The 13490-nt window shown below is 72.4% G+C and carries 12 protein-coding genes and 1 pseudogene; 9 read left to right on the top strand and 4 right to left on the bottom strand.

The window, feature by feature from the left end; translation table 11 throughout:
- The first annotated feature begins 172 nt into the window (after window positions 1–172).
- The 4 genes from FAF44_RS47415 to FAF44_RS47400 all read left to right on the top strand — a co-directional run bounded on the left by FAF44_RS47415 (window position 173) and on the right by FAF44_RS47400 (window position 6349).
- Entirely contained in the window at window positions 173–772 is a 600-nt protein-coding gene (locus FAF44_RS47415) for a TetR/AcrR family transcriptional regulator (RefSeq protein ID WP_237110032.1), read from the top strand.
- Complete coding sequence (locus FAF44_RS47410) at window positions 772–2508, top strand: ABC transporter ATP-binding protein (protein WP_237110031.1); 1737 nt, start codon at window positions 772–774, stop codon at window positions 2506–2508. The genes FAF44_RS47415 and FAF44_RS47410 overlap by 1 nt, the downstream gene beginning before the upstream one ends.
- A complete protein-coding gene (locus FAF44_RS47405; protein WP_272896007.1) occupies window positions 2505–4457 on the top strand; it encodes an ABC transporter ATP-binding protein in 1953 nt (650 codons plus the stop codon). Before FAF44_RS47410 ends, FAF44_RS47405 begins: the two co-directional genes overlap by 4 nt.
- 143 nt (window positions 4458–4600) lie before the next feature.
- Window positions 4601–6349 (top strand): amidohydrolase family protein, encoded by a 1749-nt coding sequence (locus FAF44_RS47400; RefSeq protein WP_237110030.1) that lies wholly within the window; start codon window positions 4601–4603, stop codon window positions 6347–6349.
- Window positions 6350–6388: 39 nt separating this feature from the next.
- Here FAF44_RS47400 and FAF44_RS47395 read toward each other — a convergent pair whose 3' ends face one another.
- Window positions 6389–7231, bottom strand: a complete 843-nt coding sequence (locus tag FAF44_RS47395) for a class I SAM-dependent methyltransferase (protein ID WP_237110029.1) — start codon at window positions 7229–7231, stop codon at window positions 6389–6391.
- A gap of 85 nt (window positions 7232–7316) precedes the next feature.
- Here FAF44_RS47395 and FAF44_RS47390 point away from each other — a divergent pair, with 85 nt between their 5' ends.
- A complete protein-coding gene (locus FAF44_RS47390) occupies window positions 7317–7832 on the top strand; it encodes a GbsR/MarR family transcriptional regulator (RefSeq protein WP_237110028.1) in 516 nt (171 codons plus the stop codon).
- Window positions 7829–8776 carry a serine hydrolase gene (locus tag FAF44_RS47385; RefSeq protein ID WP_237110027.1) on the top strand — a complete coding sequence of 316 codons (948 nt, stop codon included), beginning with the start codon at window positions 7829–7831 and terminating at the stop codon, window positions 8774–8776. The genes FAF44_RS47390 and FAF44_RS47385 overlap by 4 nt, the downstream gene beginning before the upstream one ends.
- Here the strand turns inward: FAF44_RS47385 and cobF are convergent.
- Window positions 8724–9488 (bottom strand): precorrin-6A synthase (deacetylating), encoded by a 765-nt coding sequence (gene cobF / locus FAF44_RS47380; protein ID WP_237110026.1) that lies wholly within the window; start codon window positions 9486–9488, stop codon window positions 8724–8726. The two genes, FAF44_RS47385 and cobF, sit on opposite strands and share 53 nt — an antisense overlap.
- A gap of 46 nt (window positions 9489–9534) precedes the next feature.
- Window positions 9535–10308 (bottom strand): SigB/SigF/SigG family RNA polymerase sigma factor, encoded by a 774-nt coding sequence (locus tag FAF44_RS47375; protein ID WP_237110025.1) that lies wholly within the window; start codon window positions 10306–10308, stop codon window positions 9535–9537.
- Window positions 10309–10487: 179 nt separating this feature from the next.
- Between FAF44_RS47375 and FAF44_RS47370 the strand changes: the two are divergent.
- Window positions 10488–10671: pseudogene (locus tag FAF44_RS47370) on the top strand (PPOX class F420-dependent oxidoreductase); the annotation flags it as partial.
- Window positions 10672–10722: 51 nt separating this feature from the next.
- Window positions 10723–11325 carry a PadR family transcriptional regulator gene (locus FAF44_RS47365; protein WP_237110024.1) on the top strand — a complete coding sequence of 201 codons (603 nt, stop codon included), beginning with the start codon at window positions 10723–10725 and terminating at the stop codon, window positions 11323–11325.
- 7 nt (window positions 11326–11332) lie between these two features.
- Here the strand turns inward: FAF44_RS47365 and FAF44_RS47360 are convergent, their stop codons facing one another.
- Window positions 11333–12781 (bottom strand): alpha/beta hydrolase domain-containing protein, encoded by a 1449-nt coding sequence (locus FAF44_RS47360; protein ID WP_237110023.1) that lies wholly within the window; start codon window positions 12779–12781, stop codon window positions 11333–11335.
- A gap of 172 nt (window positions 12782–12953) precedes the next feature.
- Here FAF44_RS47360 and FAF44_RS47355 point away from each other — a divergent pair.
- Window positions 12954–13490: shikimate dehydrogenase (locus FAF44_RS47355; RefSeq protein WP_237110022.1), on the top strand; the 537-nt coding region annotated here is incomplete at its 3' end.

The following is a 13490-nucleotide window of genomic DNA, read 5'->3' as shown; positions in this document are numbered from 1 at the left end:
TGGCGCGGCGCGATCGGTGGCTGCCCGGTGTCGAGTTCGGATCGCATGTGACTACTGTGCGCGTTTTCGCAGGTCGCCTCGCCGGAGGCGGTGCCGGTATAAAACCACTTGAATGAGTGAGTACTCGCTCATTACGATCTCGGGCGTGAACAAAAGGCGCAGAGTGCCGGCGATGGCGCCCGAAGAACGCCGGGCAGCCCTCATCTCCGCCACGCTTCCCCTGCTGCGTGAGTACGGCACCGCGGTGAGCACCCGGCAGATCGCCGAGGCGGCGGGCGTGGCCGAGGGCACGATCTTCGGTGTCTTCCCCGACAAGGTCTCGTTGCTGCGCGCGGCGCTCATGCACGCGTTCGACCCCCGGCCGTCCGTGGACGCGCTGGCGGCGCTGGCCGCGCGGGCCGATCTGCGGGCGCGGCTGCGCGCGGCGGTCGGGTTGCTCAGATCGGGGATGCGGGCCAACGCCAACCTGATCGCCGTCCCGAGAGATCTCCTGGCTGACGACGCCGTCTTCCGCGACCACATGCTGGCCGGCCGGCGGCGGATCCAGAGCGCGGTGGCCGGCCTGATGGAGCCCGATCGCGCGCGGTTGCGGCGTTCGCCCGACGCCGCGGCGCAGTTGCTGCTCATGCTGGTAGCGGTGTCGGTGTTCCCCGGTTTCGACGGGGGCGACACCTTCTCGGACATGGACGACGAGGAGACCGTCTCGGTCCTGCTCGACGGCCTGCTCGTCCGAAGCCCTCTTCTTCCCTCCGACACAGAAAGCACGCGTTGATGCTGCTTCGTCTTCTGCGGGTCCAGCTCGGGCCGTACCGGAAAGAGATCACGATCATCGTGCTCTTCCAGTTCGTGCAGACGCTGGCGACGCTCTACCTTCCCACGCTGAACGCCGACATCATCGATGACGGCGTCGTCAAGGGCGACACCGGTTACATCATGCGCATCGGCCTGGTGATGCTCGGTGTGACGCTCATCCAGATCGCGTGCGCGACCGTGGCCGTCTACTACGGGGCCCGTACCTCGATGGCCCTGGGGCGGGATCTGCGGGCCGCGATCTTCCATCGGGTGCAGGGCTTCTCCGCGCAGGAGGTCGGCCGGTTCGGCGCGCCGTCGCTGATCACCCGGACCACCAACGACGTGCAGCAGGTGCAGTTGCTGGTGCTGATGTCGTTCACGATGATGGTGGCCGCGCCGATCATGTGCGTCGGCGGCATCGTGCTGGCGTTGCGCCAGGACGCGGCGCTGTCGTCGCTGCTGCTGGTGGCGCTGCCGGTGATGATCGCGGTGGTGACCGTGATCGTTGTGCGGATGCGTCCGCTGTTCCGCACGTTGCAGGAGCGCATCGACCGGATCAACCAGGTGCTGCGCGAGCAGATCACCGGCATCCGGGTGATCAGGGCCTTCGTCCGCGACCGGTACGAGCGCGAGCGGTTCGGCGCGGACAACGACCGGCTGACCGAGGTGTCGTTGCAGGTCGGGCGGCTGATGGCGCTGATGTTCCCCGTGGTCATGCTGGTGGTGAACCTGTCCAGCGTGGCCGTGGTGTGGTTCGGCGGCCAGCGCATCGCCGACGGGGCCATGGAGGTGGGCGCGCTGACGGCGGTGATCTCCTACCTGATGCAGATCCTCATGTCGGTGATGATGGCGATGTTCATGTTCATGATGATCCCGCGGGCCGAGGTGTGCGCCGAGCGCATCGAGGAGGTGCTCGGCACGGAGCCGACCGTGCGCCCGCCGGCCGACCCGGTCACGCCGGAGCACCGCTCGGGCGAGTTGGAGCTGCGGTCGGTGGACTTCCGCTATCCGGGGGCGGAGGAGCCGGTGTTGTCCGGGGTGAGCTTCGCGGCGCGGCCCGGACGTACGACGGCGATCATCGGCAGTACGGGCAGCGGCAAGACGACGCTGCTCAACCTCGTCCCGCGGCTGTTCGACGTGAGCGCGGGCACGGTGCTGGTGGACGGCGTGGACGTGCGTGAGCTCGACGAGGCGGCGCTGGCGCGCGCGGTCGGCCTGGTCCCGCAGTCGCCCTATCTGTTCTCCGGCACGGTCGCCTCCAACCTGCGTTACGGCAAGCCGGACGCCACGGACGAGGAGTTGTGGCAGGCCCTGGAGGTGGCGCAGGCGCGCGAGTTCGTGGCGGCGATGCCGGGCGGGCTGGAGGAGCCGATCGCGCAGGGCGGCACGAACGTCTCCGGCGGGCAGCGGCAGCGGCTGGCCATCGCGAGGGCCCTGGTGCACCGTCCCGCGATCTATCTTTTCGACGACTCGTTCTCGGCTCTCGACTACGCCACCGACGCCCGGCTGCGGGCGGCGCTGGCGGCGGAGATCGCCGAGGCCACGCTCGTCATCGTGGCGCAGCGGGTGAGCACGATCCGCGACGCCGACCGGATCATCGTGCTGGACGACGGCCGCGTGGCCGGCGACGGCACCCACGCCGAGTTGATGGACGGCTGCCCGACCTACCGGGAGATCGTCCTGTCCCAGCTCACCGAACAGGAGGCGGCGGCATGACGACGCAGGCGCCCGCGAGGCGTCCACAGCCGGGCTTCGGCCCTGGCCGGATGATGGGCGGGCCCGCCGAGAAGGCCCTCGACTTCGGCGGCACGCTGCGCAGGTTGATGAGCCTGCTGCGCCCGGAGCGGGCGCTGCTGATCGCCGTGCTGGTGCTCGGCGCGCTCAGCGTCGCGCTGACGGTGACCGGGCCCAAGATCCTCGGCCAGGCCACCGACCTGATCTTCACCGGCATCATCGGGGAGCGGCTGCCCGCCGGGGCCACCAAGGAGCAGGCGGTGGCGGGCCTGCGGGCGGACGGGCAGGACACGTTCGCCGACATGGTGGCGTCGATGAGCGTCGTGCCGGGCCGCGGCATCGACTTCACGGCGCTGGCCCAGGTGCTGGGCTGGGTGCTGGTGATCTACCTGGTGGCGGCGTTGCTCGGCATCGTGCAGTTCCGGCTGACGACCGTGGTGGTGCAGCGGGCGGCGGCCCGGCTGCGTGAGCGGATCGAGGCCAAGCTGGGCCGGCTGCCGCTGAGCTACTTCGACGGCCAGCCGCGTGGCGAGATCCTCAGCCGCGCCACGAACGACACCGACAACATCGCCCAGACGTTGCAGCAGACGATGAGCCAGCTCATCACGTCGGTGCTGACGGTGGTGGCGGTGCTGGTGGTGATGTTCTGGATCTCGCCGGTGCTGGCGCTGATCGCGCTGGTCACGGTGCCGGTGTCGGTGTACGTGACGGCGGTCATCGGCAAGCGGGCGCAGCCGCAGTTCATCAAGCAGGGGTCCTCGACGGGCAAGCTGAACGGCCACATCGAGGAGATGTACGGCGGGCACACGCTGGTGAAGGTGTTCGGCCGGCAGAAGGAGGCGGCCGAGACCTTCGCCGAGCACAACGATGCGCTGTTCGCCTCCAGCTTCCGCGCCCAGTTCATCTCCGGCGTCATCCAGCCGGCCATGATGTTCATCGGCAACATCAACTACGTGCTGGTGGCCGTGGTGGGCGGGCTCAAGGTGGCCTCGGGCTCGATCTCGCTGGGTGACGTGCAGGCGTTCGTCCAGTACTCCCGTCAGTTCAGCCAGCCGTTGACGCAGGTGGCGGGCATGGCGGCGCTGGTGCAGTCGGGTGTCGCCTCGGCGGAGCGGGTCTTCGAGCTGCTGGAGGAGCCGGAGCAGTCCGCCGAGCCGGCCGAGGCCGCGCGTCCGGACCGGGTGCGGGGCCGGGTGGCGTTCGAGAACGTGTCGTTCAGGTACGCCGAGGACCGGCCGCTGATCGAGGACCTGTCGCTGACGGTGGAGCCCGGCCAGACGGTGGCCATCGTCGGCCCGACGGGCGCGGGCAAGACGACGCTGGTCAACCTGATCATGCGGTTCTACGAGGTGACCGGCGGCCGTATCACGCTCGACGGCGTGGACATCGCGCGGATGTCGCGGGAGGAGCTGCGCTCGGGCATCGGCATGGTGCTGCAGGACACCTGGCTGTTCGGCGGCACGATCGCGGAGAACATCGGCTACGGGGCCGAGGGCGCCACGCGCGAGCGGATCGAGGCGGCGGCGCAGGCGGCGCACGTGGACCGGATCGCGCACACGCTGCCCGACGGGTACGACACGGTGATCGACGACGAGGGTGCGGCGGTCAGCGCGGGCGAGAAGCAGCTCATCACGATCGCGCGGGCGTTCCTGTCGGAGCCGGCGATCCTGATCCTGGACGAGGCGACCAGCTCGGTCGACACCCGGACCGAGGTGCTCATCCAGCGGGCGATGAGCTCGTTGCGGGAGGGGCGCACCAGTTTCGTGATCGCGCACCGGCTGTCCACGATCCGCGACGCCAGCCTGATCCTGGTGATGGAGGAGGGGCGGATCGTCGAGCAGGGCACGCACGAGTCGCTGCTGGCGGCGGGCGGCGCGTACGCCCGGTTGTACTCGGCCCAGTTCGCGCAGGCGGTCGTGGACGTGGACTGACATCCGCGCCGCCCCCGTCCGCGCCGGGCGGGGGCGACGCGGACACGCCGCGGGAGTCCTCCGGTGGCCGCCGCCGCATGCCTTAGGGTGATCGCTCAACGCCATCGCTCGGGGGTCGGTGGCGTGACAGCCGGAGGACGGCGATGTTCGACTTGATCATCAAGGGGGGCCGCTGGTTCGACGGCGCGGGCAGCCCCTCGGCGCTCCGCGATCTGGGGGTGCGGGGCGGGCGGGTGGCGGCCGTCTCGGCGGAGCCGCTGCCGCAGGCGGGTTGCCCGCGGGTGCTCGACGCGGGCGGCTGCTGGGTGCTGCCGGGTTTCCTCGACGTGCACACGCATTACGACGTCGAGGTGCTGCTGTCGCCGGGGCTGGGCGAGTCGGTGCGGCACGGCGTCACCACGGTGGTGCTCGGCAACTGCTCGCTGTCCGGCGTCTACTGCGCCGCCGACGACGCGGCGGACCTGTTCAGCCGGGTCGAGGCGCTGCCGCACGCCGACGTGCTGGACGTGCTGAAACGGCACCGGCACTGGTCGGGCGCCGACGAGTACGTCCAGGCGCTGCTGGCCCGGCCCCTGGGCCCGAACGTGGCCGCCTTCCTCGGGCACTCCGACCTGCGGGCGTACGTGATGGGGCTGGGCCGGGCGGTCGGCGCCGATCCGGCGTCCGGCCAGGATCTCGACCGGATGACGGCGCTGCTCAACCGCGCCCTGGACGCCGGTTTCCTCGGTCTGTCCACCGCGGCCAGCACGTTCTTCCGGCTGGGTGGCGACCGGTTCCGGTCGGCGCGGCTGCCGTCCACGTTCGCGGGCTGGCGGGAGTACCGCGCGCTGCACCGGGTGCTGCGGGCTCGCGGCCGGGTGCTGCAGAGCGCGCCCGACGCGGCCAGGCCGTGGAGCAGCCTGCGGTTCCTGCTGGCCAGCGCCGGGTTGCGGGCGCGGCCGCGGTTGAAGACGTCCTTGCTGGCGGCGCTCGACCCGAAGACGGCGCCGCTGCTGTCGGCGCTGCGCACGGGGCTGACCGGTCCGGCCAACCGGCTGCTGGGGGCCGAGGTGCGCTGGCAGCACCTGCCGGTGCCGTACGAGCTGTACGCCGACGGGATCGACCTGGCGCTCTTCGAGGAGTTCGGCGCCACCGCCGCCGCGCTGCACCTGCGGCAGGAGGCGGAGCGGGCGCGGCTGTTGTCGCGGATGGCCTACCGGCGCTGGTTCCGTCGCGACTACGACAGCCGGTTGCCGCGGAGCTGGCACCGCGACCTGTACGACGCCGACATCGTCTCCTGCCCGGACGAGGGCGTGGTGGGCCGGTCGTTCGGCGAGGTGGCCGACACGCGCGGGCGGCATCCGGCCGAGACGTTCCTCGATCTCGTGGTCGCGCACGGGCCGCGGCTGCGCTGGCGGACGACGATCGCCAACGACCGGCCGCACGTGCTGGACCGGCTGGCCGATCATCCGGCGGTGCAGATGGGGTTCACCGACTCGGGCGCGCACCTGCGCAACATGGCGCACTACAACTTCGCGCTGCGGCTGCTGGCCCGGGTCTTGGCCGCGCAGGCGGCCGGCCGGCCGTTCATGACGGTGGAGCGGGCGGTGCACCGGCTGACCGGCGAGCTGGCCGACTGGTTCGGGCTGCGGGCCGGTACGTTGCGCGCGGGCGACCGGGCCGACCTGGTGGTGGTGGACCCGGCCGGCCTGGACGAGCGGCTGGCCGCCTACCACGAGGCGCCGATGCCGGACTTCGGCGGGGTGCGGCGCATGGTGAACCGCAGTGACGCCGCCGTCCGGGCGGTGTGCGTGGCGGGGGAGCCGGTCTTCGAGCGGGGCGTCTTCGCCGGCGGTTACGGCAGCGCGCGGCGCACCGGGACGTTCCTGGGGGCCGATCGCAGGTGCTCGTGAGCGCGGGGCCGTTCTGGGGGGTGTCTCGGGGGCGGCCGGTCAGAAGCGGTAGCGCAGCAGCCGGCCGGCGTCCCGGCCGCCGGGGGCGTGGGCCGACAGCCGCAGCCCGATGCGGGCCGCCGCCGGGAGTTTGCCCAGGTCGGGCACGTCCACGACGTACAGGTCGTCCACGTATTCCAGGCCGTCCTGCCACGTCTCCAGCTCGTGGGGGTCGTCGATGCCCCAGTGCCAGCTCTCCAGGACGGCGCGCGGCGCGATGCCCATCCCGAGCCAGCTCATCTTCCCGGCGTAGCGGATCAGCCGTTTGCTGAAGCAGTCGAACAGCAGTTGCCCGGAGGGGAAGCGGGCGCAGACGCTCCGGATCAGGCGCCGTCCCTCCTCCTCGTGCAGGTACATCGTCAGCCCTTCGCACACGACCACCGTCGGACGGTCGGCGGGCACCTCCTCCAGCCAGCCTTCGTCGGTCACCGAGGCGCCGATCATGCGGTAGTCGCCGCCGGGCTCCGGCAGCAGGCGGCGGCGCAGGTCGATGACGTCGGGGAAGTCGACGTCCACCCAGCGCGCCGACGGGGGCGGGCCCAGCCGGTGCGCGCGGGTGTCCAGGCCGCAGGCCAGGTGCAGCACGGTGACCTCGCCGGGCTGGGCGCGGACGAACTCGGTGGTCCAGCGGTCCAGTTCGCGACCGCGCAGCGCCAGGGTGGCGGCGTCCCAGGGTGCGCGGGTGCCGGTCTTGCGCCAGTCGTAGTCGACGTGCTCGACCACGTCGGCGGCGGTGCGGTCGTGCAGGACGGAGTAGCGGGCGCGGCTGTCGAGGGCGCGGGCGTACAGGGTGGCGAGCATCGTCTTCTGGACGGTGGTGAGCTCGATCTTCTCGCGGTTCATCAGACCTCCGGTTTGGCCCAGCGATTCAGAGACTACACTCATTTCACAATTCCGTGAAAGTTCAGAACAAAGTAGTGTGTGCCAGATGGAGAGGACGACCGAGCCCGCCCGCCACGAGCGGGACGAGGAGGCGGTGCGCCGGTTCGTGGAGCGCTTCGCCCTCGACCTGGTGGCCACCGGCATCCCCCGGATGCCCGCCCGCATCTACGCGGCCCTCCTGGTCGCCGAGGAGGGCCGCGGCACCGCGGCCGAGCTGGCGGAGTTCCTGCTGGTGAGCCCGGCCGCCGTATCGGGCGCCGTACGTTACCTGACCCAGGTGGCCCTGGTGACCCGCGAACGCGAGCCGGGCGCGCGCCGCGACCACTACCGGGTGACCGAGGGCCAGTGGCAGCAGGCCATCCTCCAGCAGGACACGCTGATCACCCAGTGGGAGCTGACCCTGCGCGAGGGCCTCAAGGCGGTCGGCGACGACACCCAGGCCGCGGCCCGCCTGGCGGAGACGTGGGAGTTCCTGCAACTGATGCGCGAGGAGATCCCGATCCTGCTGGACAAGTGGCAGCACCGCCTGGCCGCCCTCCGCGCCGGCCACCCCCAGCGGTGACGGCGCGCCTGCCCGAACTCGTGCGGCGCTCGGGCTACGGCCCCGACGAGCCGATCGTCGTGGGCCTCCAGCGGCGCGGCGAGCCGCCGATCTTCCACGCGCGGCGCCTGACGCCCACGACACCCGTGTACGCGGCCTCGCTCGCCAAGCAACTGACCGCCGCGCTGGTGGCGACGCTCGTCCGGGACGACGTCCTCGACGTGGAGTCCCCGCTGGCCCGCTGGCTCCCCGAACTGCCGCCGTGGGCCGCGGACGTGCGCCTGCGCCACCTCGTCCACCACACCGCGAACCTGCCCGCCGACCCCGGCATCGACGCCGCGATGCCCGGCGACCGCACCAGCGAGGGCGTCATCCGCGCCCTCGCGGGCCACCCCGCCCTCGCCGGGACCCCGGGCGGCGCGCACGCCTACTCGAACGCGGGATACGTCTGCCTCGCCACCGCCGCGCAGCGGGCGGCCGGCCGCCCGCTGCCCGAACTGGCCCGCCGCCGCCTGTTCGATCCGCTGTCGATGACCGCCACCCGCTACTGGCCCGGCCCCGGCCCCGCGCCTCCAGGGGCCGAGCCGCTGAGCTCCCGGCATCCCGCGCCGCTCTCGCTCGGCGACGGGGGCGTCTGGACCACCGCGGCCGACATGCTGGCCTGGAGCCGGGCGCTCGACGCCGACGCCCTCGGACTCTCCGCCCTCCTGCACACCGAGGGCCGGCTCGACGACGGCACCCCGACCGGCTACGCCTGGGGCGTCGGCGTCCGCTCACACGCCGGCCGGCGCGTCTACCGGCACGGCGGCGGCTGGCCGGGACTGCGGGCCATGCACGCGCGGCTGCCGGAGCCGGGGTGGAGCGTGGTGCTGTTCGCGACCGCCGACGACACCGAGCGGCGGATGGGGCTGCTCAGTCTGCTTCTGGACGAGGTGACAGGCGCCGCAGCAGGTACGTGTCCATGATCCAGCCCTTGCGCGCCCGTGCCTCGGCCCGTGCCCGCCGGATGCGCTCGCCCACCTCGGCCACCGGCCCCGAGATGCGGATCTCGTCGGGCGTGCCCAGGTAGGCGCCCCAGTGGATGGCGTAGTCGTCCAGGCCGGCGAAGGAGCAGTGGGCGTCGAGCATGACGACCACGTCGTCGGCCGTGGGGCCGTGCTCGGCCAGGCGGCGGCCGGTCGTCAGGTGGACGGGCCGCCCCACCTGGGTCAGGCTGACGCGATGGGCGGCCGTCAGCGCGGCCACGCTGCTGATGCCGGGCACGACCTCGTAGTCGAAGGTGACGTTCCCGCGGGCCAGGATCTCCTCGACGATGGCCAGGGTGCTGTCGTACACGCCGGGGTCGCCCCAGACCAGGAACGCCCCGGTCTCGCCGTCGGCCAGCTCGTCGCGGACGAGCGCCTCGCAGGCCAGCGCGCGGCGCGAGCGCCAGTCGTCCACGGCGGCGGTGTAGGCGGCGGCGTCCCGGTCGCGCTCGGGGTCGCGCGCCTCGGCGATCCGGTACGGCGCCCGCGCGTGCTCGGCGATCAGGTCCGTGCGGAGCCGGATGAGATCGTGCTTGACCTCGCCCTTGTCCACGATGAAGAACACGTCCGTGGCGGCGATGGCCTTGACCGCCCGCAACGTGAGGTGGTCGGGGTCGCCGGCGCCGATGCCGATGAGGAGTAGCCGCTTCACCCGAGCAGTGTGCCAGAGCGGCCTGCGGCGGGCCCCGGCCGGTCCGTCAGTCGGTCAGGGCGGTGCGCAGCCCGGTGAGGACGGCGCGCAGGATGCGGGAGACGTGCATCTGCGAGAGGCCGAACTCCTTGGCGATCTCCGACTGGGTCATGTTGCCGTAGAAGCGCATCAGCAGGATCTTCTTCTCGCGCGCCGGCAGGGCGTCGATGAGCGGCTTGACCGCGTGCCGGTTCAGCAGGGCGTCGATGGAGCCGTCCTGGGCGGGCAGGAAGTCGCCCAGTTCGGCGGTGTCGTCGTCGCCCCCGCCGACCGGCGCGTCCAGCGACAGGGTGCTGTAGGCGGTGGCGGCTTCGAGGGCGAGCAGGACGTCCTCCTCGGAGATGGCGAGCCGGGCGGCCAGTTCGGCGACGGTGGGGGAGCGGCCGAGGGTCTGGGTCAGCTCGGCGGTGGCCCGGTTGAGCTCGATGCGCCGCTCCTGGTAGACGCGCGGCACCCGGATGGCCCAGGTGCGGTCGCGGAAGTGGCGCTTGACCTCGCCCATCATGGTGATCATGGCGTAGCCCCTGAACTCGTGCCCGAGGTCGGGGTCGAAGCCGTTGACGGCCTTCATCAGGCCGACGTAGGCGGCCTGGCGCAGGTCCTCGACGGGCTCGCCGCGGTGGCGGTAGCGCCGGGTGACCTCGCTCACGAGTCCTTCGTGCATCTCCACCAGGCGCTCGCGGATGCGGACCGCGGTCAGTTCCGAGGTGCGCGGGTCGGTCAGGTCGGCGAGGAGTTGTTCGGCGGTGAGCTGTTCGAGCTCGATGTTCAGGACGGTCATCTGCTGCTCCAAGGGGTGACAGCGGCTCCGCCCATGACAAAAGCCCAGGCAGAGAGACACTGCGATGCTTCGCGTGACCAAAGCCCTCTGCTGGACTTCTTGATCAGGAATGCCCTGAAAAAGACGCTTTGCACTTCGTTGAGATAACGAAACGGTTACGACCGGCGGGCGGGCGTCCGGTGGCGCTCACCGGGCCGGGCGGCGACCCGCACGGCCCGCGGGTCGAGGCGCTGGTGCGCCACTACCGCGCCGCCGCGGGGCAGCACCCCCGACGGGGCCGAGTACCGGGCGGTGATGGTGGCCGACCGCCGGGTGCTCATGACGATGACGGTCGAGCGCGTCCACGGCGAGAGCCTGCGCTGACCGCCGCACCGGCCGCTCGGCTATAGTGCGTGGTGCCATAAGGAGGGGATCATGGCGCGGCGTCCTGACCTGGTCGGTCTCACGGTGCTGGCACTGCTGTCGGTACGCGCCGGCCACCCGTACGAGCTGCACCGCCTCATCGTCGACACGCACAAGGACTACATCACCGGCCTGCCCAGGAGCCTCTACCACGCGGTCGAGCGGCTGGCGGGCGAGGAGCTGATCGTGCCGGTCGAGACCAGCCGGGAGGGCCGCAGGCCCGAGCGCACGGTCTACGAGATCACCGACGAGGGCCGCCGCGAGCTGGCCACCCGGCTCCGGGCGCTGCTGGAGAGCCCGGGGGCCGAGCGCCGCACGTTCGCCGCCGCGGTCTCGCTGATCGGCGTGCTGCCGGTGGCCGACGCGCTGCGGGCCCTGCGCACCCGGGCGGCCTCGATCGAAGGGGCGCTGGCCGGCCTCGACGGTCACCTGCGGGCGCTCAGGGACAACGGGCTGCCCGACGTCCTGATGATCGAGCTCGACTACGAGCGGGCGCTCAGCGAGACCGAGCTGGACTGGCTCAGGCGGCTCATCGCCCGGCTGGAGTCGGGCGAGCTGACCTGGCCGGCCACGGCCCGGCGCGAACTGCTGGACAAGGTGCTCGGCCAGGCGTGAACAAGGGTCAGGGGAGCGGGGTGGCCTGCGCCCGCGCGACGGCCTCGGCGTGATCGGCGGGCAGCAGGTGGCCCGCGGCCAGCGCGCGGCCGGCCGCCTGGGTGAAGGCGGTGACGTACGCCTGCCGGGTGGGGTAGAGCTCGCGCACGCGGGCGGCGCTCAGCGGCGTGGTGACGCCCAGCAGCAGGCACGCCCCCGTGACCTCGCCGCCTGAGTTGGTCGGCGCGTACGCGGCCAGCGGCGCGTCCAGGTCCGGCAGCCGGACACCGCCGAGCGCGTTGCCGTCGCCGTCGCGGCGGATCGTGCCGAGCAGCAGGCCGAGCTGGGGCCCGGCGGGCGGCGCGCCGAGGCCGCGGGCCCACCGGTCGAGGTGGTGGTAGGCGGCGTTGGAGGCGTAGCGCCAGGTCATGGTGTTGACGGGCCGGTCGCAGGAGATCGGGCGGCCGTCGTTGATCGCCCGGTCGCGGGCGTTCTGGGCGTTGTACTGGGCCAGGCCGTAGCCGTCGGCGTGCGAGGTGCCGGCCACCTCCCAGGTGCGGACGCGGGCGGAGTCGGCCTGCCGGGCGTCGGCGAACGTGGTGACGTCGGTCTCCGACTCGACCTGGAGGACCGGCACGGCGGTGTCGGTGCGGATCCGGGCGGTGAGGGGCAGGGAGATCACCCCTTCGCCGATGGGCGCGGCCCCGGCGCCCCTGCCGTGGATCAGGATGCCGTCGAAGGCCGGGACGATCGGCTGGATCGCGTTGGCGAAGGTGGCCAGCCGGCCGGCGGACTGGGAGTGGCCCGCGGCCAGCACCGTCGTGGGGGTGCCGGTGCCCAGCAGCGCCGGCGCGTTCGCCCGGACGGCCTCGGCCGCCTGCGCGAAGATCGAGTACGACAGCGCGTCGGAGGCCAGCGAGACTCCGCCGTAGCGGCCCGGGTCCATGCTCCTGAGCTTGTCGGCGCCGACCTTCTGGGTGGTGACGCCGACGTAGGCGTACCCGGCGCGGGTGTAGTGCTCGTATGACTGCGACCACTCCACGGCGAGGTCCACGCCGAAGCTGACGTTCAGCCACTCCACCACGACGGTGCCGTTGAACGCGGCCGGGTCGGCGGGCCGCTCGACCAGCAGCCGGGTGACGTAGTCCTGGACGACGCCGGTGCGGCGGGCGCCCCACTGGCCGCCGCTCGTCCACACGCCGGTCTTCTGGAAGGTGTCGGCGCCGCCGCTCATCAGGAACTCGCGCTCCTCGTAGCCCCGGGCCGCCAGATCGGCGACGGTGGCGCCGAGCGGACGCCCGTTGCCCGCGCCGGCCGGAATCTCGGTGACCGCAGGAACCAGAGCGGTGTCATGAGCGGTGTCATGAGCGGTGGCCTGGGCGGGAGCGGCGGGCAGGCCGAGCGCGGCCAGTGCCAGCACGCTCCCCAGGGCTCCGGCCCGCGGGCGGGCCCGGCCGGTGCGGCGTCGTTCGAACATGGGGTCTCCTTCTGGCCGGGGGCGCTGCGACCACGACAGTCTGCGCCGCGGGCCGCGGTCCGGCATCAGGGAAATCACCAGTGTGCGGCGACGTCTAGTCAGCTAACTCACTAGTACGTACATTAGGAAAACCACGTCTTGAGCCGGTACGCCTGCTTGAAAGGAAGAAGTGATGGATTCGTTCCTGGTGGGGTTGATCGGCTCGGGCATCGGCCCGTCCTGGAGCCCGCCGCTGCACGAGCAGGAGGCCGTGCACCACGGGCTGCACTACGTCTACCGGCTGCTCGACATCGACCGGGTGGGCGGCGACGTGGGCGAGCTGGTCCGCACGGCCCGCCGCTTCGGCTACGACGGGCTCAACATCACCCACCCGTGCAAGCAGGCCGTCATCGCGCACCTGGACGACCTGTCGCCGGACGCCCGCATGCTCGGCGCGGTCAACACCGTGGTCTTCGACGGCGACCGGGCCACCGGGCACAACACGGACTGGACCGGCTTCGCCGAGTCGTTCGCCCGCGGCCTGCCCGACGCGCCCGCCCGCCGGATCGTGCAGCTCGGCGCGGGCGGCGCGGGGGCGGCGGTCGCGCACGCGCTGCTGACGATGGGCGCCGACCGGATCACGATCGTCGACGCGGAGCCGGCGCGCTCGCGCGCACTCGCCGGGGAGCTGGCCGCCCGCTTCGGCGCGGGACGGGCCCGCCCCGCCACC

It is taken from the genome of Nonomuraea sp. MG754425, from assembly GCF_021699195.1.
Classification (GTDB): Bacteria; Actinomycetota; Actinomycetes; order Streptosporangiales; family Streptosporangiaceae; genus Nonomuraea.
This window is presented reverse-complemented; position numbering and strand designations above follow the sequence as displayed.

What these genes read in the sequence shown, in the direction of transcription:
- FAF44_RS47365 (WP_237110024.1), top strand. Translation starts at nt 10,723, where the DNA reads ATGGCGCGGCGTCCTGACCTGGTCGGTCTCACGGTGCTGGCACTGCTG.
- FAF44_RS47375 (WP_237110025.1), bottom strand. Translation starts at nt 10,308, where the DNA reads ATGACCGTCCTGAACATCGAGCTCGAACAGCTCACCGCCGAACAACTC.
- FAF44_RS47400 (WP_237110030.1), top strand. Translation starts at nt 4,601, where the DNA reads ATGTTCGACTTGATCATCAAGGGGGGCCGCTGGTTCGACGGCGCGGGC.
- FAF44_RS47360 (WP_237110023.1), bottom strand. Translation starts at nt 12,781, where the DNA reads ATGTTCGAACGACGCCGCACCGGCCGGGCCCGCCCGCGGGCCGGAGCC.
- FAF44_RS47415 (WP_237110032.1), top strand. Translation starts at nt 173, where the DNA reads ATGGCGCCCGAAGAACGCCGGGCAGCCCTCATCTCCGCCACGCTTCCC.
- FAF44_RS47405 (WP_272896007.1), top strand. Translation starts at nt 2,505, where the DNA reads ATGACGACGCAGGCGCCCGCGAGGCGTCCACAGCCGGGCTTCGGCCCT.
- FAF44_RS47390 (WP_237110028.1), top strand. Translation starts at nt 7,317, where the DNA reads ATGGAGAGGACGACCGAGCCCGCCCGCCACGAGCGGGACGAGGAGGCG.
- FAF44_RS47410 (WP_237110031.1), top strand. Translation starts at nt 772, where the DNA reads ATGCTGCTTCGTCTTCTGCGGGTCCAGCTCGGGCCGTACCGGAAAGAG.
- FAF44_RS47395 (WP_237110029.1), bottom strand. Translation starts at nt 7,231, where the DNA reads ATGAACCGCGAGAAGATCGAGCTCACCACCGTCCAGAAGACGATGCTC.